The 26,011-nt window shown below is 52.3% G+C and carries 18 protein-coding genes and 5 tRNA genes; 8 read left to right on the top strand and 15 right to left on the bottom strand.

Features of this window, described 5'->3' with window-relative positions; genetic code table 11:
* Positions 1-71 precede the first annotated feature (71 nt).
* A complete protein-coding gene (gene trxA, locus H511_RS0100180) occupies positions 72-398 on the bottom strand; it encodes a thioredoxin TrxA (RefSeq protein WP_027250485.1) in 327 nt (108 codons plus the stop codon).
* A 113-nt stretch (positions 399-511) separates the two neighbouring features.
* Between trxA and rhlB the strand changes: the two genes are divergently transcribed.
* Positions 512-1,822 carry an ATP-dependent RNA helicase RhlB gene (rhlB, locus tag H511_RS0100175; RefSeq protein ID WP_027250484.1) on the top strand — a complete coding sequence of 437 codons (1,311 nt, stop codon included), beginning with the start codon at positions 512-514 and terminating at the stop codon, positions 1,820-1,822.
* Positions 1,823-1,836: 14 nt separating this feature from the next.
* Positions 1,837-3,330, top strand: coding sequence for a guanosine-5'-triphosphate,3'-diphosphate diphosphatase (gene gppA / locus H511_RS0100170; RefSeq protein WP_027250483.1), 1,494 nt, complete (start codon positions 1,837-1,839; stop codon positions 3,328-3,330).
* Between the two features lie 89 nt (positions 3,331-3,419).
* Here gppA and prlC read toward each other — a convergent pair whose 3' ends face one another.
* Complete coding sequence (gene prlC / locus H511_RS0100165; protein ID WP_027250482.1) at positions 3,420-5,462, bottom strand: oligopeptidase A; 2,043 nt, start codon at positions 5,460-5,462, stop codon at positions 3,420-3,422.
* 191 nt (positions 5,463-5,653) lie between these two features.
* On the opposite strand from prlC, the gene H511_RS0100160 reads away from it, so the two are divergent.
* On the top strand, positions 5,654-6,493 hold the full coding sequence (locus H511_RS0100160) for a 23S rRNA (adenine(2030)-N(6))-methyltransferase RlmJ (RefSeq protein WP_027250481.1): 840 nt from the start codon (positions 5,654-5,656) through the stop codon (positions 6,491-6,493).
* A 198-nt stretch (positions 6,494-6,691) separates the two neighbouring features.
* Positions 6,692-8,047 (top strand): glutathione-disulfide reductase, encoded by a 1,356-nt coding sequence (gene gorA, locus H511_RS0100155; protein ID WP_027250480.1) that lies wholly within the window; start codon positions 6,692-6,694, stop codon positions 8,045-8,047.
* 197 nt (positions 8,048-8,244) lie between these two features.
* On the opposite strand, the gene H511_RS0100150 is transcribed toward gorA, so the two are convergent.
* Complete coding sequence (locus tag H511_RS0100150; RefSeq protein WP_027250479.1) at positions 8,245-9,027, bottom strand: class I SAM-dependent methyltransferase; 783 nt, start codon at positions 9,025-9,027, stop codon at positions 8,245-8,247.
* 51 nt (positions 9,028-9,078) lie between these two features.
* The gene (locus H511_RS0100145; protein ID WP_027250478.1) at positions 9,079-12,075 is read right to left on the bottom strand and encodes an amino acid adenylation domain-containing protein; all 2,997 of its coding nucleotides are present in this window, start codon (positions 12,073-12,075) and stop codon (positions 9,079-9,081) included.
* 507 nt (positions 12,076-12,582) lie between these two features.
* On the opposite strand from H511_RS0100145, the gene H511_RS0100140 reads away from it, so the two are divergent.
* The 3 genes from H511_RS0100140 (at position 12,583) to mdtI (ending at position 14,426) form a co-directional block, all read left to right on the top strand.
* The gene (locus H511_RS0100140; protein WP_027250477.1) at positions 12,583-13,512 is read left to right on the top strand and encodes a LysR family transcriptional regulator; all 930 of its coding nucleotides are present in this window, start codon (positions 12,583-12,585) and stop codon (positions 13,510-13,512) included.
* 195 nt (positions 13,513-13,707) lie between these two features.
* Positions 13,708-14,100, top strand: coding sequence for an SMR family transporter (locus H511_RS0100135; RefSeq protein WP_027250476.1), 393 nt, complete (start codon positions 13,708-13,710; stop codon positions 14,098-14,100).
* On the top strand, positions 14,097-14,426 hold the full coding sequence (gene mdtI, locus H511_RS0100130) for a multidrug/spermidine efflux SMR transporter subunit MdtI (protein ID WP_027250475.1): 330 nt from the start codon (positions 14,097-14,099) through the stop codon (positions 14,424-14,426). Before H511_RS0100135 ends, mdtI begins: the two co-directional genes overlap by 4 nt.
* A gap of 86 nt (positions 14,427-14,512) precedes the next feature.
* Here mdtI and H511_RS0100125 read toward each other — a convergent pair whose 3' ends face one another.
* Both H511_RS0100125 and H511_RS0100120 read right to left on the bottom strand, forming a co-directional pair.
* Positions 14,513-15,037: an AidA/PixA family protein gene (locus H511_RS0100125; RefSeq protein ID WP_027250474.1), complete on the bottom strand. Its 525-nt coding sequence runs from the start codon at positions 15,035-15,037 to the stop codon at positions 14,513-14,515.
* Positions 15,038-15,400: 363 nt separating this feature from the next.
* Positions 15,401-16,642 (bottom strand): conjugal transfer protein TraF, encoded by a 1,242-nt coding sequence (locus tag H511_RS0100120; protein ID WP_027250473.1) that lies wholly within the window; start codon positions 16,640-16,642, stop codon positions 15,401-15,403.
* Between the two features lie 363 nt (positions 16,643-17,005).
* Between H511_RS0100120 and H511_RS0100115 the strand changes: the two genes are divergently transcribed.
* Positions 17,006-18,373 carry a YjiH family protein gene (locus tag H511_RS0100115; RefSeq protein WP_027250472.1) on the top strand — a complete coding sequence of 456 codons (1,368 nt, stop codon included), beginning with the start codon at positions 17,006-17,008 and terminating at the stop codon, positions 18,371-18,373.
* 560 nt (positions 18,374-18,933) lie between these two features.
* On the opposite strand, the gene H511_RS0100105 is transcribed toward H511_RS0100115, so the two are convergent.
* From H511_RS0100105 to H511_RS0100065, 9 genes are all read right to left on the bottom strand, one after another.
* Entirely contained in the window at positions 18,934-19,875 is a 942-nt protein-coding gene (locus H511_RS0100105) for an ABC transporter permease (RefSeq protein ID WP_027250470.1), read from the bottom strand.
* A 2-nt stretch (positions 19,876-19,877) separates the two neighbouring features.
* Positions 19,878-20,855, bottom strand: coding sequence for an ABC transporter permease (locus H511_RS0100100; RefSeq protein WP_027250469.1), 978 nt, complete (start codon positions 20,853-20,855; stop codon positions 19,878-19,880).
* A gap of 66 nt (positions 20,856-20,921) precedes the next feature.
* Entirely contained in the window at positions 20,922-22,475 is a 1,554-nt protein-coding gene (locus H511_RS0100095) for an ABC transporter substrate-binding protein (protein ID WP_027250468.1), read from the bottom strand.
* Between the two features lie 141 nt (positions 22,476-22,616).
* A complete protein-coding gene (locus H511_RS0100090; protein ID WP_027250467.1) occupies positions 22,617-24,335 on the bottom strand; it encodes a dipeptide ABC transporter ATP-binding protein in 1,719 nt (572 codons plus the stop codon).
* 774 nt (positions 24,336-25,109) lie between these two features.
* Positions 25,110-25,186, bottom strand: a tRNA-Pro gene (locus H511_RS0100085).
* Positions 25,187-25,328: 142 nt separating this feature from the next.
* A tRNA-His gene (locus tag H511_RS0100080) sits at positions 25,329-25,404 on the bottom strand.
* Between the two features lie 114 nt (positions 25,405-25,518).
* Positions 25,519-25,595 (bottom strand) — tRNA-Pro (locus H511_RS0100075).
* A 134-nt stretch (positions 25,596-25,729) separates the two neighbouring features.
* Positions 25,730-25,805, bottom strand: a tRNA-His gene (locus H511_RS0100070).
* A 41-nt stretch (positions 25,806-25,846) separates the two neighbouring features.
* Positions 25,847-25,923: transfer RNA gene (locus H511_RS0100065), tRNA-Arg, on the bottom strand.
* Between the last annotated feature and the right edge of the window lie 88 nt (positions 25,924-26,011).

Raw genomic sequence — 26,011 nt, 5'->3', positions numbered from 1 at the left:
GTCTAGTGGCCTGAAAAAGACACCGCGTACAAAAGGATCATTGTACGCGGTTTCGCGTTACTGTAGGCCAATTACAGGTTGGCGTCCAGAAACTCTTTCAGTTGTGACTTAGACAGTGCGCCGACTTTGGTCGCAGCCACATTGCCGTCTTTGAACAGCAACAGAGTCGGAATACCACGGATACCAAATTTTGGTGGTGTCGCGGCATTGTGATCTATGTTCAGCTTTCCGATAGTCAGCTTGTCTTGGTACTCGTCTGCGATTTCGTCAAGAATCGGCGCGATCATTTTACATGGTCCGCACCACTCAGCCCAAAAATCGACTAAAACTGGGCCTGCAGCGTTAATCACATCGCTCTCAAAACTTGCGTCTGTCAGCTGCACAATCTTGTCGCTCATCTTCCACTCCAATGGTTGATTTTCAACGCTGATTCTATTTTAACCAGCAAATCGATGCCCTATTTGAATTGAATACGTTTCGTATTGCAACCCTAAGCTGATATTCTATACGAATGAAGACGACTCATATCACAGAGCAGAAATTTGCCGACCTGGGACTAAACCCCCTGGTTCTACAAGGACTGGAAGACAAAGGGTTTCATAATTGTACCCCTATCCAGGCCCTGGCATTGCCGGTATTGCTCTCCGGCCGTGACATTGCTGGTCAGGCACAAACAGGGACAGGTAAGACCCTGGCTTTCCTGACAGCGACCTTTAACCATTTGATGCTGAACCCAGCATCCGAGGAGCGAAAAACCAATCAGCCCCGTGCAATTATTATGGCACCTACACGGGAACTGGCAATTCAGATTTACAATGATGCCGCACCATTACTGGCCAGCACCGGCCTGAAAGCCGGTCTGGCTTACGGTGGCGAAGCGTACGAAAAACAGAAACAGCACCTTGAGAATGGTGTAGATATTCTGATCGGCACCTGTGGCCGTATCATCGATTTCTACAAGCAGCGGGTGATAGATCTGCACAGCATTCAGGTTGTGGTACTGGATGAAGCCGACCGGATGTTTGATCTGGGCTTTATCAAAGATATCCGTTTCCTGTTCCGTCGCATGCCAAGCCCGAAAGGACGCCTGAACATGTTGTTCTCTGCCACCCTGTCCTACCGGGTCAAAGAGCTGGCGTTCGAGCACATGAACAACCCGGAAAGCGTGGTGGTTGAGCCTGAGCAAAAAACCGGTCACCGTATCCAGGAAGAGCTGTTCTACCCGTCCAATCAGGACAAGATGCGTTTGCTGCAGACCCTGATCGAAGAAGACTGGCCGGATCGCGCGATCATTTTTGCCAACACCAAACACCGTTGTGAAGACATCTGGGCGCACCTGGAAGCCGATAACCACCGTGTTGGCCTGCTGACCGGCGATGTGCCGCAGAAAAAGCGCGTACGCATTCTGGAGCAGTTCACCCAAGGTGAAGTTGATATCCTGGTGGCGACCGACGTCGCAGCGCGCGGTCTGCACATTCCGCAGGTTACTCACGTCTTTAACTACGATCTGCCTGACGATGCCGAAGACTATGTTCACCGTATCGGCCGTACCGGTCGTGCCGGCGAAAGCGGTCATTCCATCAGCTTTGCCTGTGAAGAATACGCGATTAATCTGACGGCGATTGAAACCTACATCGAGCACACGATTCCGCAATCGAAATACGATGCCGAAGCGCTGCTGGATGATCTGCCGCCACCGGTAAAATTCCAGCGGGCACCTCGCCAGAGCGGTGGTCGTCGCAATAGTGGTTCCCGTCAGGGACAAGGACAGGGACGCCAGCGCAGTAATAACCGCCGTCGTTCACCACAGAAAACACAGTAACTAAAGAAGACGCTATGGAAAGTTGTGTCGTATCCCCGCTGTATGCAGCCATTGACCTTGGCTCTAACAGCTTTCACATGTGGATCGTGCGTGAAGTCGCAGGCAGTGTGCATACGCTGGCTAAAATCAAGCGCAAAGTACGGCTGGCTGCCGGCCTTAACGGCCAGAATGAACTGAGTCAGGAAGCCATGCAGCGCGGCTGGGAATGCCTGGCAATGTTTGCAGAACGATTGCAGGATATTCCGGCTGAACGGGTCCGTATTGTCGGTACCGCGGCACTGCGAACCGCCGTGAATGCCGAAGACTTTCTTTCCAGAGCCATCAGTATACTGGGTCACCCCATCGACATTATTCCTGGTGAAGAGGAAGCACGCATTATCTACCAGGGCGTTGCACACACCTCTGGCGGTCAGGGAAAACGCCTGGTCGTCGATATCGGTGGGGCCAGTACTGAAGTCATTATCGGTGAAGGTTTTGATGCCAAGGCACTGACCAGCCTGAAAATTGGTTGTGTCACCTGGCTGGAGCGTTATTTCAAAGACAGGTACTTGTCAGCCGACAATTTCAGCGCGGCAATCCTGGCAGCCAAACAAGCCATTGCGCCTATCGTAGAGCCCTACCGTGAACTGGGTTGGGAGCACTGTGTCGGCGCCAGCGGCACCGTACAAGCGCTGCAGGAAATCATGGTTGCCCAGGGTATGGACGAGCTGATCACCCTGTCTAAACTCAAGCGCCTGCAACGTCAGGCCATGCAGTACGAACGGCTGGAAGATCTGGATATCGAAGGGCTGACCTTAGAGCGGGCCCTGGTATTTCCGAGCGGCCTGTCGATTCTGATCGCCTTGTTTGAGTCGCTGGAGATCCAAACCATGACACTGGCCGGCGGCGCCCTGCGCGAAGGCATGGTGTATGACATGATGAGCCAGATGCGTCACGACGATGTGCGAGCCAGAACCCTGAACAGCCTGCAATACCGTTTTCAGGTTGATACCGAACATGCCCGCACCGTGGCCGACACCGCACAGGCTTTACTGGAGGACTGTCAGCCCGTCTGGCAGACCGATGAGCAAAGCCGCTCTTTGCTGCAGTCCGGCGCGATCCTGCACGAAATAGGCACAGGTATCGGCTTCAAACAAAGCGGCGATCATGCCGCCTACCTGATCCAGCATCTGGACTTACCCGGTTTTACCCGCGCGCAGAAACACCTGCTGGGCGAGCTGCTGCGCAGGCACAGGGATAACCTGACCAGCCTGCCGGAACAGCATGCGATCCCCGCAATCAACGCTGTGCGTATCTTGCGCCTGCTGCGTCTGGCGGTCATTCTCTGCCACCGGCGTGACAGCCAGCACCAGCCACCTGCGCACCTGAGGGTCGATGATAATCAGCTCACCCTGATGCTGCCGAAAGCCTGGCTGACGGCCAATCCGCTCACCGAGGCCGAGCTGCAGCAGGAAGCCCACCGCCAGAGCGATCTCGGCTGGCCGCTGCAGATCAGCGAAGAAGGCTGAACACCTGCCGCATAACAATGTGGCTCAAGACACAGCTCATAAAAAAGGCTCCCGACGGGAGCCTTTTCTGATCGTAGCTTAGAGTAGCTTTACCCTGTGATACCGCTGTGGCGCAGCAGGGCATCAATCTTGGGCTCGCGACCGCGGAAGCGTTTGAACAAATCCATCGGCTCCTCACTGCCACCGCGCTCCAGAATACAGGTCAGGAAATCTGCCCCGGTTTGCGGGTTAAAAATGCCTTCTTCCTCAAAGCGGGAATAGGCATCGGATGACAGCACTTCCGCCCACAGGTAACTGTAGTAACCCGCGCTGTAACCGCCGGCAAAGATATGGCTGAAACTGTGCGGGAAGCGACCCCATTCCGGGCTTGGCAGCACAGAGACCTGACGCTTGATCGCTGCCAGTGTATCGAGCACCTGCGCCCCCATGTCCGGATCGTAATTGGTGTAGAGCGAGAAATCGAACAGACCGAATTCCAGCTGGCGCAGCATACCCAGTGCAGAATGGAAATTCTTGGCCGCCAGCATTTTCTCCAGCAACTCGGCCGGCAATGGCTCACCGGTTTCATAATGGCCGGAGATAAAGGCCAGCGCCTCTTCTTCCCAGCACCAGTTTTCCAGGAACTGACTTGGCAGCTCTACCGCATCCCAGGGCACGCCATTGATGCCAGAGACCGAAGACTCATCAACCTTGGTCAGCATATGGTGAATACCGTGGCCGGTTTCGTGGAACAGGGTCACCACTTCGTCGTGGGTAAACAGCGCCGGCTTGCCGCCGACCGGCTTGTTGAAATTACAGGTCAGGTAGGCAACCGGATGTTGCAGACTGCCGTCCTGACGCACGCGGCGCACGATACACTCGTCCATCCAGGCACCACCGCGCTTGTGCTCGCGGGCATACAGATCCAGATAGAAACTGCCGCGCAGCTCGCCGCTGGCATCAAAAATATCGTAGAAACGGACACTCGGATCCCAGACATCCACGCCTTCACGCTCAGTCACCGTCATGCCAAAGACCCGCTTGAGCACCTCAAACAAGCCGGACACCACTTTCTGCTCCGGGAAATACGGCCGCAGCTGCTCATCGGAAATGCTGTATCTGTGCTGTTTCAGTTTCTCGGCATAGTAAGGAACATCCCAGGGCTCCAATGCGTCGGCCCCGAACTCGCTGCGGGCAAACTCACGCAGCTCGGCCACTTCCTGTTCGCCCTGCGGCTTGGCGCGGGCGGCCAGATCATTGAGGAAACCCAGCACCTGATCGGTCGATTCCGCCATCTTGGTCGCCAGCGACTTCTCGCTGTAGGTATTAAAGCCCAGCAAACGGGCCAGCTCATGACTGAGTTTGAGTTTTTCAGCGATGATTTCACTGTTATCCCATTTGCCCGCGTTCGGGCCGCGATCCGAGGCGCGGGTCACGAAGGCTTCGTACATTTCGCGGCGCAGTTCGCGATTATCACAGTAGCTCATGACCGGCAGGTAGGAGGGGATTTCCAGCGTAAACAGATAACCCTGCTCACCTTTCTCTTCCGCCGCCGCCGCGGCCGCTTGCAAGGCCGACTCCGGCAGGCCCGACAATTCATCGGCATCAGCGATCAGCTTGCTCCAGCCCATAGTGGCATCGAGCACATTATTGCTGAACGCAGACGACAGCTCAGACAAACGCTTGCTGATTTCACCATAGCGGTGCTGTTCGCTCGCGGGCAGACCGATACCCGACAGCTCGAACTCTTTCAGCGCATCGGTAATGGATTTTTTCTGCGCCTGAGACAGGGTCGCAAACGCATCGCTGTGGCGGATACTCTTGTAGGCTTCATACAGCCCCTTGTGCTGGCCCAGCCAGGTGCTGTAGTCCGACAGCATTGGCAGGCAGCTTTCATAAGCCTCGCGCAGCGCCGGGCTGTTTTTCACCCCGTTGAGATGGCCCACCGGTGACCAGATGCGATTCAGGCGATCATCGGTTTCCGCCAGCGGTGCACAAATGCTGTCCCAGCTGGGTGTCTCGCCGCTGGCCAGGACGTCTTCTACCTTGGCCCGGCAGTCTTTGATGGCCTGCTCAACCGCAGGAAAGATGTGTTCGGGTTGGATTTGCGAGAACGGGGGCAGATCTGTCATGGTCAGTAATGGGTTCGACATCAGCGTATCCTTTTTAAGTAGGTTCCTGAAGAAATGCGTCTGCATAAGGTGATTTTCAATCCCTTCGCGCAATTTAGGCTCGCAGTTCACTCTATTTTAGTGGCCGTAAGGATGACAGACCACAATCCCGCTGCATAATCGGCCGGATTACGCCATAATAACGCCCTTCGTCGACCACCACAGAGTAATCCATGCTGAGTTATCGCCACAGTTTTCACGCCGGCAACCATGCTGACGTGATCAAACACATAGTCCAAAGCCTGATCCTTGACGCGCTCAAGCAAAAGGACAAACCTTTTGTGTATCACGACACCCACTCGGGTGTGGGCCGTTATGATCTGCAGGATGAACGCAGCGAAAAAACCGGCGAATACCTGCAAGGCATTGCCCGCCTGTGGCAGCGCGACGATCTGCCGGAAGCACTGGCCTCTTACCTGGATGCCATCCGGGTGCTGAACCAGGGCGATACCCTGCGCTACTACCCGGGTTCACCCAAGGTGGCCCGCGCCCAGATCCGTGAGCAGGACCGCATGATCCTGACCGAACTGCACCCAACCGATTTCCCGCTGCTGCTGCAGGAATTTCGCGGCGATCGTCAGGTGCGTATCTACAAAGAAGACGGTTTTGCCCGCCTCAAAGCCAGCTTGCCGCCCAAAGAGCGGCGTGGTCTGGTGCTGATTGACCCGCCCTACGAGCTGAAACACGAGTACATGGACGTGGTGAAAGCCATAGGTCAAAGCGTCAGACGCTGGGCGACCGGCACCTATGCCATCTGGTATCCGGTGGTGTACCGCAGCAATATCGACGCCATGCTGGAAGCGCTGGAGAACCTGGGGATCCGCAACATTCTGCAGATTGAACTGGGTGTCGAGCCGGATACCGAAGAGCGCGGGATGACGGCCTCCGGCATGATTGTCATCAACCCGCCGTGGAAGCTGGAAAGCCAGATGGCCACCCTGCTGCCCTGGCTGCAGTCTGTGATTGCACCCACCCGCGGCCACACCACACTGCGCTGGGTGGTGCCGGAATAATCCCTGCCGTTTGATGATATCCGGTGCAAAGCCAGGCATGGCCTGCACCGGCATGATTTGCTCTTCCCCTTCTTCCCGCCATCAAGATCACCACCGAATCCACAGTAAAGACGTCAGTTTCGCCGAACCTAGCATCTGAAGGCGACTTAGGTATACACTGTCGTCCAGCTAAGATTTCACAGCATAGAGAGAACAGTCATGGCAACGCATTTTGATTACATCTGTATTGGTGGCGGCAGCGGCGGGATTGCATCAGCTAACCGCGCAGCTATGTACGGCGCAAAAGTGGCGCTGATTGAAGCCAAAGCCCTGGGCGGCACCTGTGTCAACGTCGGTTGTGTACCGAAAAAAGTGATGTGGCACGGCGCTCAGATTGCAGAAGCCATGCATCTGTATGCCAAGGATTACGGCTTTGACGTGGACGTGAAAAACTTCAGCTGGGCAACCCTGGTTGAAAGCCGTGAAGCCTATATCGGCCGCATCCATCAGGCCTACGATAATGTGCTGGGCAAGAACAAGATTGAAGTGATCAACGGCTTTGCCAAATTCGTGGATGCCAAAACCGTGGAAGTGAACGGCCAGCATTTCACTGCCGATCATATCCTGATTGCCGTTGGCGGTGAGCCAACCATTCCGGACATTCCGGGTGCAGAGCACGGTATCGACTCAAACGGTTTCTTCGAGCTGACCGAGCAGCCTAAGCGTACTGCTGTTATCGGCGCCGGTTACATCGCAGTCGAAATCGCCGGGGTGCTGAGCGCGCTGGGTACAGATACTCACCTGTTCGTGCGTAAAGAATCGCCGCTGCGCAGCTTCGATCCCATGATTGTCGACACCCTGGTCGAAGTCATGAACAGCGAAGGCCCGACCCTGCACACCCACTCAGTGCCCAAAGAAGTGGTGAAAGAAGCCGATGGCACCATCACACTGCATTTTGAAAACGGCGAATCACACAATACCGATCTGCTGATCTGGGCCATCGGCCGCAACCCTGTGACGCACAAAATCAACCTGGAAGTGACCGGTGTGGAAACCACAGGCAAAGGCTACATCAAGGTCGATGAATATCAGCAGACTAATGTGCCTGGCATCTACTGTGTCGGCGACATCATGGACGGCGGCATCGAGCTGACCCCGGTGGCCGTCAAAGCTGGCCGTCAGTTGTCTGAGCGCCTGTTCAACAACAAGCCAGACGCCAAGATGGACTACAAACTGGTGCCAACCGTGGTGTTCAGCCATCCGCCAATCGGCACGATTGGCCTGACGGAGCAGGAAGCCATCGCCCAGTACGGCGAAGAGAACGTGAAAGTGTACCAGTCCGGCTTTACGGCCATGTACACAGCCGTCACCAGCCACCGCCAGCCCTGTAAAATGAAGCTGGTCTGCGCCGGCCCGGAAGAAACTGTAGTCGGCCTGCACGGCATTGGTTATACCGTGGATGAAATGATCCAGGGCTTCGGCGTGGCCATGAAGATGGGCGCCACCAAAGCCGATTTCGACAGCGTGGTTGCCATCCACCCAACCGGCTCGGAAGAGTTTGTAACTATGCGTTGATCCGCAAGCTCGGCGTTAATCCGCAAGCTCGCCTTCAGCATTAACAGACAAAAGACCAGCGGGATTGCTGGTCTTTTTGTTTTCACGTCACCTCAATGCTGTTACACATATCGCGCCGTTTATCTGCTGTCACAGATTCCGGCAAAAGATCCCTGCTTTAAGCGGTATGCTGACTGGCATCGTCCGCCCTTTTACGGTCAACACGACTGACTTTTTTCACCTGTGATAATGGCAGCATGCGGGCATTGCGCGTAGGGAAGCAGGAAAGAAGAGCACTTTGACTGAACAGCATCATAAGTAACCCACTCTATGGCTCCAATACCTTCAGCGCGAAGTGTGTCTTCCAGGGTCAAACGCGTCCAGTAACAGGCTTCAATCTGAATGTCATACGGCGGATGACAAAGGTGCAATGTCACTGTACTCCCATCGTCTAACCTCTCCTGCTGGCCCAGCAACCGGATACCATACGGGCGATAATAGTCAGGATCCGGGTGAAATGCAGGATTGAGCGGCAACGTAATTAAACGTCCGCCCGGCTTTAATACATCAGCCATGTCTCTCACCATGTGTGTTAGCGTCAGACGATCAGGTGCATAAGGCATCACATAAACAGCCAGGACGATATCAAACTGCTGTTCATATCTGCTGATATCAGAGGTATAAATCAATCCGGCTTGTTCAGTTTCCTCCCGGTTTCTGGCATAGCTCAGCATACCTTCTGAAATGTCATACCCTACCACCTGCCTTGCACCCAGACGCTTTAGCCAGCGCGTAAATGTGCCGGGACCGCACCCGAAGTCCAGTACAGCTTTTCCCGACACATCCCCCAGCAAGGTTTTCAGCATCGGTATTTCCAGTTCGCTTCGGTATGGCCAGGTAAAAATCTCTTCGTAGAGCGCCGCATAACCATCAAAGGTCGTGGCGTCGAAACTTTGCCTGTCGGAGCGGACTTGCGGATTCGTCAGTTTGTTCGTTTTCATCTTTCCCTCTCTGCGCCTCAACACCCAGATCACCATCAGTCCTGCTGCCCGTCATATCAGCGTTGTCTCTGCGTTTTTCGCCTGAATAGACTGCGCCAGATAACGCCTTAACAGTTCACGGGTGAAAACGGGCTCCTGGATTGCGCTGCCCTGCAAGAAGCGTTTTACGTTGCTGCAGTCCCACAGGTAAGTGTGCTGATAAAGCTGAACAGTTGACTGATCAGCCACCATCTTGTCCTTAAATAAGCTGAGCAGCGGGTACAGCGGCGCATCTGAGTTGTCCTCCCACAAGGCCAGCCAGTCGGTATAAGGGACCACCTGGAATGAGTAACCGCATTCCCGGCCAAGGAGGCGGAAAAATTCCTGCAACGTCAGATTATTTTTACCCTGATGGATCAGATTGAATTTCAGGTCCAGTGCATCCGGGTTGCGGCTGATATGGGCAATAGCACGGGTCATGTAATCCACTGTGGTCAGACCTTCGCGCAAATCCTGCAAATCGGGTACTTTCCCGGTATGAATACAGGTTTTCACCAGCCGCCCCCACCACTGGTAATCCGCCGCAACACCCGTTTTGCTATGAGTGGTGGCATAACCCAGCCGGAAGGTCATCAGCGGCAGTCCCTGCGCAGCGGCCAGATCCGCCACCTTCTCCATCACCCATTTACTCCTGACGTAGCCAATATCAGTCGTGACTGCCGCCAGGTTCTGATCGATATCATCGGCTTCGTACATCACGGTTTTACCGGTAAATAAGTGGCCCCAGCTGTAGACGGATATGGTCGACAGCAGCACCAGAGGCTTGGTTCGGACATTGGCGGCAAAACGGATCACTTCTTTCAGCCCCTGCACATTGTCATGCTTCATGTAGGAGTACGGCTGGATGAAATTCACGGCGCTGGCCGAGTGGTAGACCAAATCCACCTGCTGGCATAAGGCTTGATATCTGGCCGGCGCGAGAGAGAAATCAGGCTCGGCCAGATCGCCAGACACAGCCAGAATCCGTCGCTGCTGCGCACCTGTCAGGTCAATCCGATACCGTGTCAGGGTGCTGAGCAGACGTTTCATGGCAGCTTGGTCAGAAGTGGCCCGCACCAGGCAGACAATCTGGCTGGTGGTGGTATTGAGTATTTCAGCCAGCAGGTGCGAGCCGACAAAGCCCGTAGCCCCGGTCAGCAGAATGGTCTGGGGGGCTATGATTTGCTGGATGTCGAAAGCCGCATTGATCTGCACATCCGGCGGCAAATTGACATCCTGATGCAGCTCGCGTACCGGCTCGCTGTCCACATCGGACAACACTTCCTGCGCTCTGGCAGCCATCGCATTGGCCAGTTGCTGGAGCGTAGGGTAATCGTAGACATCCCTGACATAAGTTTTGATGCCCAGCCGGTTGCTGATCAGGATGGCCAGGCGCACGGCCTGCAGCGAGTCGCCGCCGACATCAAAAAACGCATCGCTGGGCAGCAAGGTCCGGTTGCCGAGCAGTTCACGCCAGATAGCCGCCATAGTGGCTTCCTGCGGTGACAATGCGGCAGTCACTGTCTCATCCTGCTCCTGCCGGGCAAAATAACGCTCGAGCAAGTGCTTTTTATCGATCTTGCCATTCGGATTCAGCGGAAAATCCTCAACCCGTACAATTGCGGCAGGCTGGAAGTATTCTGGCAGGGAATCGCGTATATGCTGTCTGACCGATGGTATCAGCGCCGGCGTTTCCTCCGGTTGCGGAAGCAGGAACACCAGAATTTTTTTGATGGCGGGATTGTCTGAGTGCGCAACCAGCGCCACGGCTTGTCTGACAGTATCCAACTCCTGGATAACCTGCTCTAATTCACCCAGCTCAATGCGGTTGCCCCGGATTTTAACCTGATCATCCAGCCGGCCCAGGTATTGGATCCGTCCATCCGGCAAATACCGGGCCCGATCGCCGCTTCGGTACAGCCGCTGACCACAAATATGGGGAAGTTGCACAAACTTCGCCGCTGTCAGCTCAGGTGAATGCAGATACCCAAGAGCCAGACCGGGGCCTGCAATATACAACTCACCATCCAGCCCGGCTGATACCTCTTGCTGCTGCTCGTCCAGAATAAATACCTCAGCACCTGCGATCGGCAGACCAATTGCCTCGGGACGATCGAGACTGCTGCACGACACCTGCTGGCAAGTTGTAAAAATGGTGGCTTCAGTCGGGCCGTAATAGTCGATCAGGGTGTAACTGACCCCGGACAGATTGACAGGATTCAGTTTTTCGCCGGCGGTAAACAGATAGCGCAGCACCAAATTTTCCGGTTGCGGCTGAGACACCACGCTTTCTGCAAACACGGTCGGTACAAACGCATGCGTCAGCCGGTTATCAGCAAAGAAAGGTAACAGCAAATCCGGCTGAAGACGGATCTTATCCTCAGGGATACAGAGGGTTGCACCACACATCAAGGCTGACCAGACCTCCCACTGGGCGACATCAAAGCTGATACCGGCAACCAGCGATGTCCGGCAGTCAGCAGACATATCAAAGTGACGGTTATGCCAGGTAATAAGATTCAGCAGGGCCGAATGCGCTATCATGACCCCTTTCGGAGTCCCCGTCGTGCCCGAGGTGAAAATAATGTACGCCAGTTGCCCGCCACTGCTCTCAATCTGCGCGACTGCATCCGTTTTTGTGTTTTTTGCGTCTTCAATATTAATCCTGCGAACCGAAGGCAGGCCGTAATTGAAACTGAGCCAGGCGTCTGTGGTTAATATCAGTGCCGCATTGACCTGGTTCAGAATATCCTGAATTCTTCGCTCAGGATAAGCAGCATCAATCGGAATATAGGTAGCTCCTGCTTTCATCACTGCCAGCATGCCAATAATAAAATTCGGTGTTCGCTGCGCTATGATTGGAATAATATCGCCACGCTGCACTCCACTATTCTTCAGACAGGTACACAGTTGATCACTTTGTTGATTCAGCTCGTAATAAGTCATTGATGTATTTTGATAAACCAGTGCGGTTTTATCCTTATTAGCTGATACTTGCTGATAAAATCCATCCAATACAGTTATAGCCATCGTAAGCTCCTGAAAGAGTTGCTAAAACCACCAGATAGAGATAAAAAACAAAAAAGCGTTAGTCTCCGTTGTTCAAATTTTATATCAATTCACTGTTATAATTTCGATATCTCTGCGTAATGTGACACTCCCCCATAAATAATGCCATTAAGTAACCGTAACAATTAGTTTGCAATTTAAATTAAAACTGAACTCATTAATATACTCTTTTATTTCAAAACTCTATAAAAATAAAATAATCAACAGCACTTAATAAATAATTATTCTACAAATAAAACAAAATGTTATCTGACAACTGACATTTATCCATTTTTTATAAATAACGATAACGGCATGTTTTCTATAAAATATATCCAGGCAGGACGTCAAATAAACAACCCGCCTTTCAAACAGACCAGCCTGCCAGTCATTTGGGTGACTTTCTCGTGACCTGATCCATCCTACCCTTTAGAATCACCAGGTAAGCAACCCATTTCCTTGTGAATATTCAACACAACAGGTAGCAGGATGGCCCATCAGCTCGATACACTGGATCTCAATCTCATGCGTCTGCTCAAGGCGGTGGTCGATCACAAGAGTATTAAAGTCGCGGCAGCGCAGCTCGGGATCTCTCAGCCCAGTGCCAGCCGTGGCGTGGCCAGATTGAAGACCACGTTCAACGACCCGCTGTTCGTGCGCAAGCCGCACGGTGTGGAGCCTTCTCCGATGGCGCTGCGCTTAGCCGAAGAGTTCGACAACATTCTGGCGCCCATTGCCAAGGTACTGAACGAGTTTGAAGATTTCAGTGCCCAGGCATATGACGGCCAGCTCTCTTTAGTTATCGATCCGTATCTGCTCGACGAGCAGGGCGCACGCCTGCTGAGCGGCTGTTACCAGGCCTTTCCCCGCGCGACGTTTTCCTTTTCCGGCTGGAACAGCAGCAGTCAGGGGGAAATGCTCGAAGGCATGCATGATTACTGCATTCTGGATCAGGAGACCGAGCTGTCGAACGACATATACATGCGCCCGCTGTTTACGGAAAAACGGATGATCCTGGCCCGGCATAACCACCCGAGCCTGTCGCTGGATAAAGACAGCAACGACTGGGAGGCGGTCGCGCAGTTGCCGATTGTGTCTCTGCCGGCCCCCGCTTCGTACAATCCTTTGTGTACCGTGGAGTCTGAGTATCAGCGCATGGGCTATCAGCCGAACGTACTGCTCAAAACCTACAGTTTACGCGTCGCGGCCGAGATGCTGCGCAATACCGACGCCATCATGTACGCCAGCAAAAGTTCCATCCGGCTTTTTCCGGATCTGGTGGCCTACCCTATGCCTGCAGTCAACCGGGAATTCAGTGACTTTGTTATCTCAGGCGGCTTTTTACAAACCAACAGAAATCACCCGATGCATCAGCATTTACATCGTATTGTAAAGAACCTGTTCAAGCACCCGCTCTGATCCACCAAGAGATATTCAAAAATGAATATCTCAATTACCTGTCCAGACCCAGTGCCGCGGGCTACTCTAGCCTTACGCCATAACATTTTACTGCACAGTCAACAAAAGTACGGTTTCAGCGTTCCTCTTTCTTGCTGGCGGGATGACATGCCCCTCAATGTTATGCATTTAATTAAATTCATTTAAAGGTGAATGATGTTTCTTGCACGAATCTTTCTGCTGCTGGCGATTGCCTCTGAAGTCGCCGGTACCAGCACCATGAATCTGCTCGGCCAGCAAGGCGCACTCTGGGGCTATGCGGCCATGTATCTATTGATCACTGTGTCTTACTACTTCCTGTCGCTGGCGGCGAAGAAAATTGCCATCGGTGTGGCGTATGCGATATGGGAGGGACTGGGCATTACCCTGATCACTCTGGTCTCGCTGCTGGTATTCAAGGCCGATTTGAACAGTCAGGAGCTGCTTGGCCTGGGGTTAGCCGTGGCAGGCATTGTGATGGTGACACTGGGTGAAGCGCAGTCAGACAGCCGCGCCACCAAAACGAAGGTTTCAATGCCGCACTCAGCCTCAGCAAGGAGTCGATCATGAGTCAGTTCTTTACCCTGTCCTTCGGCTTTGTGGTGCTGGCGGCTTTGGTCGATATTACCGCCAACATGGCGCTGACCCGTTCAAACGGCTTCAAGCACAAACTCTGGGGCGGCCTGTCCATCGCACTGGTCTTGTGTGCCTTTACGCTGCTGGCTCAGGCCGTCAAAGAAATTGATTTAGCGGTGGCTTATGCGTCATGGGGCGCTATCGGGATTCTTGGCACCGCCATTGGCGGCTCAGTCTTGTTTAAACAACGGCTGTCACCGCTTGGCTGGACTGGTATTTTTGTGGTTATCGCTGCGGTGATTGTGATGAAAACCGCTTAAAGATGAAATGCTTTAATAAATAAAGAAGAGATAAGATCCAACAGCGAGAGAAAATAACTCTCGCTGTTGGGTGTTATAACAAGTAATTATGGCTGAACTGCAGTCACATAGGGGTCCCAGTTAATTTCTTTAATCAGCTGGTCATCTTTAAAGACTTGTACCCAGAATGTATACGCGGCTTTTTGCTGAGTACCCGGATTCGGGCGACCTGGCAGGGTGGCTGTCGCCTGCACATACGGCAGATAAGCTGTTTGGCGTTCAAAAGGTACGTTGACGCTATCATTCATTGGAATGCCGTCTTCCTTATAAACATAAACTTGTGTATTACCCTGATAAGCCGCCCAGCCTTTGATCAAGGTACTGTTCCATTCATGTTCCGCGTCAATCAGTACAGAATAATGGCTGCCATCTTCCGATACACTCACTTTAGGAAACGCTGACCAGCGAATAACATCACCATTATTCACCTTGATACTCAGCTCATAAGAACCCTGCGAATTATCAATGACAAGGCTGGGGTCAGCAAACATCTGAACGGCTTGATAGCCTTGCGCACCATTTTCAATGGCTTCGCAGTCGATCACGATTTCTACTTTGTTAATTGTTGCCATGACGTTATTCCTCATAATGTCCTGTTACGATTTCCCTTTTAATCGCATCATTCAAGCGAATGAAAAGCAGCATTAAAAACATCGGGGACGATGAAAATAAAGGTTTAATCTTTACTTCTTTTTAAGTGCGAAATGAAGATAAGCTTCATTGCTTATGAGGTTAGCCAATATTCTGGAGAATTCTAATGAACATTAAAAAAAGCAGTCGTTATTTTTTCTTTTTAATTCAACGCGTTGTATGTACGGCTTTCAAATGATTTTTATTCTTCGAGCTGCGACTAGAATTTAGTGTAATTAATGTTTTTATCATATACACAACCCGCCAAATTTATGACGGGTTGTGCAATATGTATTGTCAGGCGATCACATAGTAAAACCGAACTGCAGAGCCGCACCGTAGTTGTTGTCCTGGCCATATTGCAGCGCCAGATCAACCGCCACCACGCCGAACGGACTCAGGCCGATACCGGCACTCATGGTATCTTCCGCTGCATCGGTCAGGCTCAGACTGTAACCGGCCCGGAACTGTACCCAGTCCCAGCCATTCAGCTCCATCCCCAGCCGTGCATACTGAGTCGCCAGATCAAACTCTTTGAAATATTTCTGCTCCGCCAGATCCACGTCAGCAGCAGCGGTAAACCAGCTGTTGCTGTATGCAGCCCCCAGGGTGTATTGAGGCTCAACCAGCAAAGTCTTGCTGGTAAATTTGCCCGGCTGACCTGCGGGAGAGTCCGGTGTGTTGGTTTCCAGCTCCTGCTTAAGCAGATTACGGCCGCTGAACCCCACAGTGACGGTCGGAATAGGCTGATAGGCCAGACCTATATCCAGGTTGAAGGCCGTATCATCCTGATATTCGTTTTCAAATTCGAAGTCACTGTTATCAAACTGGCTGACAGTATTTTGGAAGCTCACGGCAATCAGTTGCTGGATCTTAGGTGAGATACCCACCGACACCTTCTGCTCCGGCAGAGAGACAGTGGGTAATTCGAAAGATTTACCCATGGTTAAACCGACATCAACGATACCGCCGGCAATACCCAGCACGTCAGACTGGAGATTATCGAGATCCGGCGGATTCGAGCCGTCCACGCCGGCCAAATCATCCGGATCAATGTTGGCCTGAGCCAGGCTGACAATCTGCGCCTGGGTAAACAAACTCATGCTCAGATAACGGTTCGGCACAGCGACGGCCGCACCGATACTGATGTCAGCCTTGAGTTTGCCTTCGTCCATAGCCATCAGTGCCGCTTTCCACTCATTGACCAGGGAATCAGAGACCGGGCTGCCGCCGCTATTATTTATCGCCGTTTCCAGTTCATCATTGACATCCTGGAAGTCCTCAACTTTCTGATTCAGATCATCCGGGTCATGAATACTGACTCCTACCGCTGGCAGTAACACGCCAAAATCATCGGTCTGATCGTAATGTGCCACCAGCGCCGGGTTATAAAAACTGGCCGTCAGATAACTCGCGGATGCCACCCCTGTACCACCCATAGCGACACTGCGAGCATCCGCCCCGTTTACCGCTGCCTGAGCGGAAAATGTACTGACTGACAAAGCCGTAGCCACTGCCAGTGTGAGTCCCTGCAATTTCATATTCATAAGTATTAGTATTTTTTTGCCGTGAATTTGTCAAAAAGTCATCAAGAAGCGCCCATTATATAAGCGGTTTTACGCTTAACAATGACAATATCGATAACAGTGAAGCGCTGCACAAATCTTGCCAATGCCTAATACCAGCGAAAAATGTAATGCAAGATATATCGTTGTTAAACGTGAGTAACTTATCATAACGTCTAATTTACAATGCATAATTAGATGATTCTTTCAGAGAAGTATTCCAATGCAGTGATAAAAAATGTAACCTTCGCCACGATTATATTAATAATAACTGCATGTTCATGCTGGGACGATTTACTCGGCACAGCACAAAAACACGTTGTATCAGTTACTTAAAGGTCAATCATGTCAGAACAAGTGATAACTGGCGCAAACAAGCGTAAAGCGCCTTGGCTCATGTTTATTCTGCCATCATTCATCGGTGTGCTGCTGTTTATGGCACCAATCACCGTAGGTGGAGAGATAACCATCCCTATTGCCTTAATGGCAAAAGCAATCCAGAACCTGTTTGAAGGCAGCCTGACGGCCATCGTCACCACCGTCATTACACTGACGGCGCTTTGCTCGACCCTGGTTCGCCTCACCAAACCCCGTTTTATTGAACGTAAACCTTTTATTGCCAATCTGTTTAAGCCAAGCCTGCCTTGGTACATCGTTCAATTGCTGGGGGCGACCTTTGCCATTCTGACGTTTTTTCAAGTCGGCCCGGCTGCTATCTTCGACGGAGATACCGGCGGCTTGGTGCTGAACGACCTGCTGCCCGTGCTGTTTGCGGTCTTCCTGTGTGCGGGCTTTTTCCTGCCCCTGCTAACCAACTTCGGTCTGCTGGAATTCTTCGGAGCAATGCTGACCAAAGTGATGCGTCCGCTGTTTAATCTGCCGGGCCGCTCCGCCATTGACTGTCTGGCATCCTGGCTGGCCGACGGCAGTGTCGGCGTGCTGCTGACCAGCAAACAATACGAAGAAGGCTTCTATACCAAGCGTGAAGCGGCGGTTATCGGTACCACTTTCTCTGCCGTTTCCATTACGTTCAGCCTGGTGGTGATCGCGCAGGTTAACCTGGAACACATGTTCCTGCCTTTCTACGCCACTGTGTGTCTGGCGGGTGTGGTGGCTGCTATTATTGTTCCGCGCCTGCCACCTCTGAGCCGCAAGCGTGATGACTTTGTCTGCGGTACGCCGGCCGATGCCAACATGGATGCCCTGCCTGACGGCCACACCGTGCTGAGCTTCGGTCTGGAAAAAGCCTTTGAGCGCGCTAACAAAGTCACCAGCTTACGCAAAGTGGTTAATGACGGTGTCAAAGCCGCTGTCGATATGGTGTTCGGTGTTCTGCCTGTTGTCATGGCTATCGGTACGCTGGCGCTGCTGGTTGCCGAGAACACGCCTGTATTTGACTGGCTGGGTAAACCCTTTATCCCGCTGCTGGAGCTGCTGCAAATTCCGGAAGCGGCTGAAGCATCCAAAACCATAGTCGTCGGTTTTGCTGATATGTTCCTGCCTTCGATTCTGGCAACCGAAATCCAGAGTGATCTGACCCGCTTTGTGATTGCGGCATTGTCTGTAACACAGCTGATTTACATGTCTGAAATCGGTGCTCTGCTGCTGGGCAGCAAGATCCCGGTGAAAGCCTGGGAGCTGTTCGTAATCTTCATTCTGCGTACCCTGGTCACCCTGCCGGTTATCGCGCTGATGGCTCACCTGATTTTCTAAGACCCGTCACAGATCCCCCTGACAAAAAAGCGGCTGAAAACAGCCGCTTTTTTATATCTCTTCCGTCTGTCCCTGCCGATAGCCCGATGCAGTTCGTGTTTCACCTGTTCCGTCCGCTCTTATCCACCCGTTCCGCTAACTAAGGCTATATTGTGCTGACCGGATTGTTACCCGTCGGCACCGGGCTGACGCGCAATAATACGTCTTCTGGCATCATCTGCCGACGGCAGCTTTGCTCGTATCATGCATCACATCCACTGTGGCCGTTGCAGGCGCTGATGCAGCCTTTTCATCATTCTCCGACTCCCGGGCTGCTGGACGAGTGGTTCATCACACAGGCCGCTGTGCGGCTCACAGGCCAAGGGCACACCTGCTGCAACCGCTGAGATGGCTTTCATTTCATGGCATCACCGCCTGTTGAGTCATCAGATCATGGCAGAGCAGGTGGCCGTGTAATAGTGGCGTACGGTATCTGCTCCGGAGGTAACAGCTGCGGGGAAAATAAAAAGCCTCTGCAATTGCAGAGGCTTGTTAAATCATCACGTATTTCCGGCAGGATCTTAGCCTTTGTAGACCTTAGGGTTAAAGACATCACGCAGCCAGTCACCCAGCAGGTTGATCACCAGCACCAGAGTCACCAGCACAATGCCAGGAAACGCAGTGATCCACCAGGAGCCCGAGAAGATGTAGTTAAAGCCGATGCTGATCAGTGAGCCCAGTGACGGCTGATCAACCGGCATTCCCAGCCCCAGGAAGGACAGTGCCGCTTCCGACATGATGGCATTGGCCACCTGCACGGTGGAGATCACCAGGATAGGCGACAGGCAGTTGGGCAAAATATGACGGAACATAATACGCAGTGATTTCAGGCCCATCACCCGGGAGGCTTCAACATACTCTTTTTTCTTCTCTGCCAGCACAGATGCCCGCACCGTACGTGCATACTGCGGCCATTCCGCAATACCGATAATCACCACCAGCATCACGATGGCGTACTGACTGTAAAAGTCACTGCCAAAGCTGGCTTTGAAAATCGCCGACACGATAATCGCCACCATCATAGTCGAGAACGACAGCTGGACATCGGCAATGCGCATCAGGAAGCTGTCGATACGGCCACCAAAGTAACCCGCACACAGTCCGACAATGATGCCGATAAACAGCTGCAGCGCGACGGCAAACAGGCCAATGGCCAGTGAGATCCGCAGCCCGTAGATAATAGTCGACAGAATATCACGGCCCTGATCATCCGTACCCAGCAGGAAGCGGGCGTCGCCAAATTCCATCCATGACGGTGCCAGCTCCGAGTCCATAATATCAATGCTGTTCAGATCATACGGATTCATTGGCGACAGCAGCGGTGCGAACAGTGCTGTCAGTACAAAGAGCATAAACACAGTAAAACTGGCAATGGCCACTTTGTCTTTCTTAAAGAAATAAATGAAATCTGAGTTCAGAAAACGCTGCCAACGTGAAGGCGCGTCAGTCGTCTTGGTCGTCATGATTACGCTCCTTTGCCAGTCAGGTTTACAGTCGGGTTGATCAGGCCGTACAGCAGGTCAACCAGGGTATTGGTCACTACGAAAATCAGGCCAACAAAAATGACATAAGCGGTAATCAAAGGGGTATCGACCCGGTTAACCGCTTCCAGAAACAGGAAACCCGTCCCCGGCCACTGGAATACAGTTTCGGTCAGAATGGTGTAGGCCACCATGGTACCGATTTGCACCCCACCTACGGTGATCACCGGCAGCATGGTGTTTTTCAGCGCGTGCTGATAATACACCTTGTTCTGCGCCAGGCCTTTGGCACGGGCAAATTTCACGTACTCGGTGCTCAGCGCTTCGAGCATTTCCGAGCGCACCAGGCGGATAAAGAGCGGCAACATGATAGACGCTAGTGAGATACTCGGCAGCACCAGGTGCGCCAGACCATCCAGCGTGAAGAAGCCGGAATTCCAGCCCAATACATTGGCCGTTTCGCCCCGTCCGAACGATGGTAACCAGCCTAATTCGATTGAGAAAACATACATCAGCATAATGGCAGTCAAAAAGACCGGAATCGAAATCCCCACTATGCTAAAGCCCATGATCACTTTCGTCAGGGCGCTGTTGGGGTGGATGGCCGAATAAACGCCTAAGGGGATCGACACCACAACAATAATCAGAGACGCAGCAAACACCAGTTCCAGTGTGGCTACCAGCTTGTCCAGAATCACGTCAACAACCGGACGTTTGAAGAAATAAGAGTTACCTAAATCCCCCTGAACAGCTTTCGATATAAAGCGGCCGTACTTCACCATAAAGGGATCGTTGAGGCCCATTTCAGTCCGCAGCGCATCTCGCTCGGCTTCGGACACAGACTGTCCCACCAGCTCACGCAGGGGATCGCCTAAATTGTCCTGGATAGCAAACGCCACCAGACTGATCACAAACATCACTACCAGTGCCTGCACCAGGCGCTTGACCAAAAACGTAAACATTTCTTGCCTCTTTAGACATCGATAATCAGGCCCCGGCCAGCGCCGGAGCCTGCATTACGACAGGTATTACTTGATAACCAGATCGCCCAGGTACGGGAAGTCCATACCGTTCACGATAGGTTTGATGTCCACATTCTTCTTGGCAGCCCAAGACGGGTCTTGCCAGTACAGTGGAACAAAGGCAGCATCGTTGTACAGCAACTCTTCAACCTTCTTCAGCATAGTGCTGCGTTTTTCCAGATCGGTTTCCGTGTTGGCCGCTTCAACCAGCTTGTCGACTTCGGCGTTCGAGTAATGACCACAGTTGTACTGACCTTTACCTGTCTCAGCGTTGCGGGTCATGGTCAGGAACTCAGTAAAGTTCGCTGAATCTTCGGTATCCGGGTGCCAGCCGATCATCAGCATACCCGCTTCACACTTATCAAACTCCGGCCAGTACTGTGCTTTTGGCATAGTTTGCAGGTCGACTTTGATCTTGATTTTCGCCAGCATCGCTGCCACAGCCTGAGCGACTTTCTCATCGTTCACGTAGCGGTTGTTCGGCGCAATCATAGTGATAGAGAAACCGTTCTCATAACCGGCATCTTTCATCAGTTGCTGGGCTTTTTTCAGATCATAACGCGGGGTCAGCGACTCGTTGTAACCGGCATAACCCACAGGGCTCTGCTGGCCGGCAGGCGTCGCTGCGCCTTTCATGATCTTCTCAGCAATACCTTCGTTGTTCACCGCATAGACAATCGCCTGACGGACACGCGCATCACGCAGCGGCTCGGCCACTTTCTGGTTCAGCTGGAAAGTAATGACACGGGTACCCGGCATAGTCACCAGATCCAGCTTATCGTTACTCTTGATACGCTGATAATCATTCGGTGACACAGGCGCAATCATATCCACGTCACCCGACAGCAGGGCTGCCACACGGGTCGCGTCTTCTTTGATTGGGCGCAGCGTGATGTTATCGACATTGCCTTCGCTGTCTTTGTCCCAGTAATCAGCAAAACGTTCGAACTCCACTTTGACGCCTTGCTCGCGGCTGACCACTTTGAACGGGCCGGTACCTGAGATATTGGTAGAAGCAAACGTTGAACCGTTTTTCTTCAGTTCAGCCTTGTCTTTGCCGTCAGCGGTCTGACCTGAGTAGAACTTGCTGTCCATCGGGAACACGTAGGTCATGACGTTTTCAATCAGTGGATAGGTACCGTCAGTGATCACGTCCACTGTGTTGGCATCCACTTTTTTGATATCCACGATAGGGGTGAAGATACCTTTAAAGTCGGCAGAAGATTTCAGACGCTTGAAGGTCCAGACCACGTCATCGGCGCTGAAGGTGTTGCCGGAGTGGAATTTCACGCCTTCACGCAGCTTAAAGCGCATAGTGCTGTTATCCACACGCTCCCAGGACGTCGCCAGACGGGGTTCAAATTCCATCGACTGGGTAAAACGGATCAGCGGATCAAACGTCATGTGAGAAAGTTGCAGCGTACCACCGGACAATTGCTCATGCGGATCCATGGATACAGGGTCAGCGTCATAAGCCAGATTCAGGTTGGCCGCCGCCGCGCCGAAGCTCAGGCCAGCAGCCATTATCGCAACGGCTAACTTGCTCTTGAAGGTTTTCATTTGCATAGCTCCTTTATGCAGGGAGAGAACTCCCAGATGGTTATGTTTGCTTATTATTGGTTTAGGTAAGCAACAACAGCCCGGCTCCCTGACAGAGCCATGCCGGAAACATGGGTTCCCGGCGGGCAAACAGGTTCGGTATCAGGCCAGTTTCAGGCCTTCCTGACTCATGCCCTTGAATTCAGGCATCAAAGAAATCAATTGCTTGCTGTATTGGTGCTGCGGAGCCGTGAACAACTGCTCGGTCGGCGCCACTTCCAGCAAGGTGCCTTTCTGCATCACGCCGATGCGATCACACATCTGACGGATCACCGGCAAGTCGTGGCTGATAAACAGCATAGTCAGGTTCAGTTCATCCTGCAGATCTTTCAGCAGGTTGAGGATTTGCGCCTGAACTGACACATCCAGCGCCGAGGTCGGCTCATCACAAATCAGCAGACGGGGACGAGTGGCCAGGGCACGAGCGATGGAAATACGCTGACGCTGACCGCCCGAGAATTCATGGGGATACTTCACACCAGCTGCACGACCCAGACCCACATGGTCGAGCAGATCAGCGACGATCTGCCGCACCTGAGATTCACTGCCGGCCAGTTTGTGAAAACGAATCGGCTCAGCAATGATATCGAAAATTTTCATCCGCGGATTCATGGACGAATACGGGTTCTGGAACACCATCTGCATCTGGCGGCGCATAGGACGGCGTTCGTTCTCGCTCTTGAGCGCCGTCAGATCGATGCCTTCAAACACCACTTTGCCTGAGTTGGGCGGATACAGTCCGGCAATCACACGGGCAATGGTTGACTTGCCTGAACCTGATTCACCGACCAGGCCAAAGGTTTCGCCTTCAAACACCTCAAAGCTGACATTGTTCGAGGCCTGCACATACTCACGGCGGCTTTCAAAGAAAGAATCTTTGGTCACAAAGCGCAGATTGACATTCTCGACCTGCAATAAAGCGCCTGTGTACTGACGCTCGTCCTGACTCTGACCCAGCCAGTGGTTTTTCACATCCAGCTGCGTGGTTTCACCCGCTTCTTCGATATAACTCACCAAAGGGAAGCGAGCCAGTTTGATATCCGAGCGCGGCACCGCAGAAATGAGGCTCTTGGTATAAGGGTGATTCGGGTGACCCAGCACCTGTTCCGTCGGGCCGATTTCCACCAGATCACCACGGTACATCACAGCAACCCTGTCGGTGACATTGGAGACCACACCCATATCGTGCGTTACCAGCATGCAGCCAACGTTTTTCTTCACGCATAATTCGCGAATCAGACTCAGAATCTGATCCTGGATCGACACATCCAGCGCTGTGGTCGGTTCATCGGCGATGATTAAATCTGGCTCACCAGCCAGGGCGATCGCAATCACCACACGCTGACGCATACCACCGGAAAACTGATGCGGATACTGTTTAATGCGGATTTCCGGCTGAGGGATGCCAACTTGCTCCATCAGCTTGATAGCGCGGCTAACCGCTTCTTCTTTGCCGACATTCAAATTGGTAATAATGGTTTCCGTCAACTGACGCTCGACGGTATACAGGGGGTTCAGCGAGGTCATCGGGTCCTGGAAAATAAAACCGATTTTTGCGCCACGCACTTTGCGCATCGCTTCTGGTTTTAAACCCGAGATTTTCTGGCCGTCCAGGTAGACATCGCCGCTGGCAATATTGCCAGGAGGACTCAACAGATCGATTACGGCATTACCTACCGTCGATTTACCCGCCCCGGATTCCCCGACAACACCGACGATCTCACCGCGCTCAATGGTGAACGACAGCGATTTCACCGCAGCGTGGATACCGTGACGAGACGGGTATTCAATACGAAGGTTTTTAACTTCCAATAATGCCATGCTCAGACCTCAACAACCTGGCAGCGACTCTGCCTGTCTGCAAATGATTCCATTCCAATAAACCGATAAAAATATCGGCCACATAAAGTGCCATCAATCTGGCAAAGATTTCACTAAAAATCAACATTTCATACTATAAAACTGTGATACCGCACAAAACCAGCATAAATAATCACTATAAACCAAGGTTAAAATTCACATAACCCATATAAACCACCTTAGATAAATCACGGTAAACACAGGGCAAAGCAGCTAACAATGCTTATTTTTAGCATCTTTATTCACAAGTCGGCGGCATACTCCCCTGAATAAACCACCACAAAAAACGGAACATTTTGTTAACATAACGAGATATCAGACCACTATAGATAACAGTGTCAGTACATGAGTCCGCTCCAACTCTTAAAGATAGTATGAAAAGCCAGATAAGGTGACTGATTCAGAGCGGGAAATCATGAATAAGTAGTGGAAATTCACAGCCTTCAGTAATGTGAAATGTGGTCAAGGCTTTCAGAAGTAGTACAAAACAGTGAGGCTTACTGCACTCCAGAGGCAGCGCGTCTCTGAATAGTAGCAACGCAAAACGCACGGGGATAAAAAAACCCGCTCAATGAGCGGGTCTTTAAAGGTGGTCAGTGAAGAGGGATTCGTACGCGGCGGGCTTCCGTGCGGCGGGCTTCCGCACCCGACCCGAAGCCCTCCTCTGCTCCGGACTGAACCGGGCAATAAAATACAGGCATAAAAAAACCCGCTCACTGAGCGGGTCTTCAAAGGTGGTCGGTGAAGAGGGATTCGAACCCCCGACCCTCTGGTCCCAAACCAGATGCGCTACCAAACTGCGCTATTCACCGATAATTCTTTCTGTTGCTTTGAGTTTTGCGCCAGAGGGCCCCTCTGGTCCGCTATTCTCAAAAGCCGGAGATGCGCCACTAAACTGCGCTATTCACCGATTTTTTGCTTGTCATCCAGCCATGCAGGCTGAAAAACATTATATGGGGTGGCTAACGAGGCTTGAACTCGCGACAACCGGAATCACAATCCGGGACTCTACCAACTGAGCTATAGCCACCATTGTAGCTTGGACGGCGAAGAGGGATTGAACGCGGCGGGCTTCCGCACCCGAGCAATGCACTTCTTTTTCCGTACCTGTAGGTTTGCTCACTAGGCAAACTTACCATATAAGTGGTCGGTGAAGAGGGATTCGAACCCCCGACCCTCTGGTCCCAAACCAGATGCGCTACCAAACTGCGCTATTCACCGATAATTCTTTCTGTTGCTTTGAGTATTGCGCCAGAAGGTCTTCTGGTCCGCTATTCTCAAAAGCCGGAGATACACGACTTGCGCTATCTGCCGCTAAGTACCGAGCTTTACAGAAAGCTCCATACCCAAGTGTATGGGGTGGCTAACGAGACTTGAACTCGCGACAACCGGAATCACAATCCGGGACTCTACCAACTGAGCTATAGCCACCATAATTTACACGCCAACAGTGCCATCCTGACTTTCCGGAGTGGCGCGCCCGACAGGATTTGAACCTGTGACCTTTGGCTCCGGAGGCCAACGCTCTATCCAGCTGAGCTACGGGCGCCTTGCCCTATCGGCGGTGGTGAATATTACGGATCAGCATGCTTCTCGTCTAGTCTTTTTTGCAAAAAATTTTGTATTCGCTTTATTTA

Source organism: Photobacterium halotolerans DSM 18316, assembly GCF_000425165.1.
Lineage (GTDB): Bacteria > Pseudomonadota > Gammaproteobacteria > Enterobacterales > Vibrionaceae > Photobacterium > Photobacterium halotolerans.
This window is presented reverse-complemented; position numbering and strand designations above follow the sequence as displayed.

What these genes read in the sequence shown, in the direction of transcription:
- mdtI (WP_027250475.1), top strand. Translation starts at nt 14,097, where the DNA reads ATGAGTCAGTTCTTTACCCTGTCCTTCGGCTTTGTGGTGCTGGCGGCT.
- H511_RS0100160 (WP_027250481.1), top strand. Translation starts at nt 5,654, where the DNA reads ATGCTGAGTTATCGCCACAGTTTTCACGCCGGCAACCATGCTGACGTG.
- trxA (WP_027250485.1), bottom strand. Translation starts at nt 398, where the DNA reads ATGAGCGACAAGATTGTGCAGCTGACAGACGCAAGTTTTGAGAGCGAT.
- H511_RS0100135 (WP_027250476.1), top strand. Translation starts at nt 13,708, where the DNA reads ATGTTTCTTGCACGAATCTTTCTGCTGCTGGCGATTGCCTCTGAAGTC.
- H511_RS0100090 (WP_027250467.1), bottom strand. Translation starts at nt 24,335, where the DNA reads ATGGCATTATTGGAAGTTAAAAACCTTCGTATTGAATACCCGTCTCGT.
- H511_RS0100095 (WP_027250468.1), bottom strand. Translation starts at nt 22,475, where the DNA reads ATGAAAACCTTCAAGAGCAAGTTAGCCGTTGCGATAATGGCTGCTGGC.
- H511_RS0100145 (WP_027250478.1), bottom strand. Translation starts at nt 12,075, where the DNA reads ATGGCTATAACTGTATTGGATGGATTTTATCAGCAAGTATCAGCTAAT.
- gorA (WP_027250480.1), top strand. Translation starts at nt 6,692, where the DNA reads ATGGCAACGCATTTTGATTACATCTGTATTGGTGGCGGCAGCGGCGGG.
- H511_RS0100105 (WP_027250470.1), bottom strand. Translation starts at nt 19,875, where the DNA reads ATGACGACCAAGACGACTGACGCGCCTTCACGTTGGCAGCGTTTTCTG.
- rhlB (WP_027250484.1), top strand. Translation starts at nt 512, where the DNA reads ATGAAGACGACTCATATCACAGAGCAGAAATTTGCCGACCTGGGACTA.
- H511_RS0100100 (WP_027250469.1), bottom strand. Translation starts at nt 20,855, where the DNA reads ATGTTTACGTTTTTGGTCAAGCGCCTGGTGCAGGCACTGGTAGTGATG.
- gppA (WP_027250483.1), top strand. Translation starts at nt 1,837, where the DNA reads ATGGAAAGTTGTGTCGTATCCCCGCTGTATGCAGCCATTGACCTTGGC.
- H511_RS0100125 (WP_027250474.1), bottom strand. Translation starts at nt 15,037, where the DNA reads ATGGCAACAATTAACAAAGTAGAAATCGTGATCGACTGCGAAGCCATT.
- H511_RS0100115 (WP_027250472.1), top strand. Translation starts at nt 17,006, where the DNA reads ATGTCAGAACAAGTGATAACTGGCGCAAACAAGCGTAAAGCGCCTTGG.
- H511_RS0100150 (WP_027250479.1), bottom strand. Translation starts at nt 9,027, where the DNA reads ATGAAAACGAACAAACTGACGAATCCGCAAGTCCGCTCCGACAGGCAA.
- prlC (WP_027250482.1), bottom strand. Translation starts at nt 5,462, where the DNA reads ATGTCGAACCCATTACTGACCATGACAGATCTGCCCCCGTTCTCGCAA.
- H511_RS0100120 (WP_027250473.1), bottom strand. Translation starts at nt 16,642, where the DNA reads ATGAATATGAAATTGCAGGGACTCACACTGGCAGTGGCTACGGCTTTG.
- H511_RS0100140 (WP_027250477.1), top strand. Translation starts at nt 12,583, where the DNA reads ATGGCCCATCAGCTCGATACACTGGATCTCAATCTCATGCGTCTGCTC.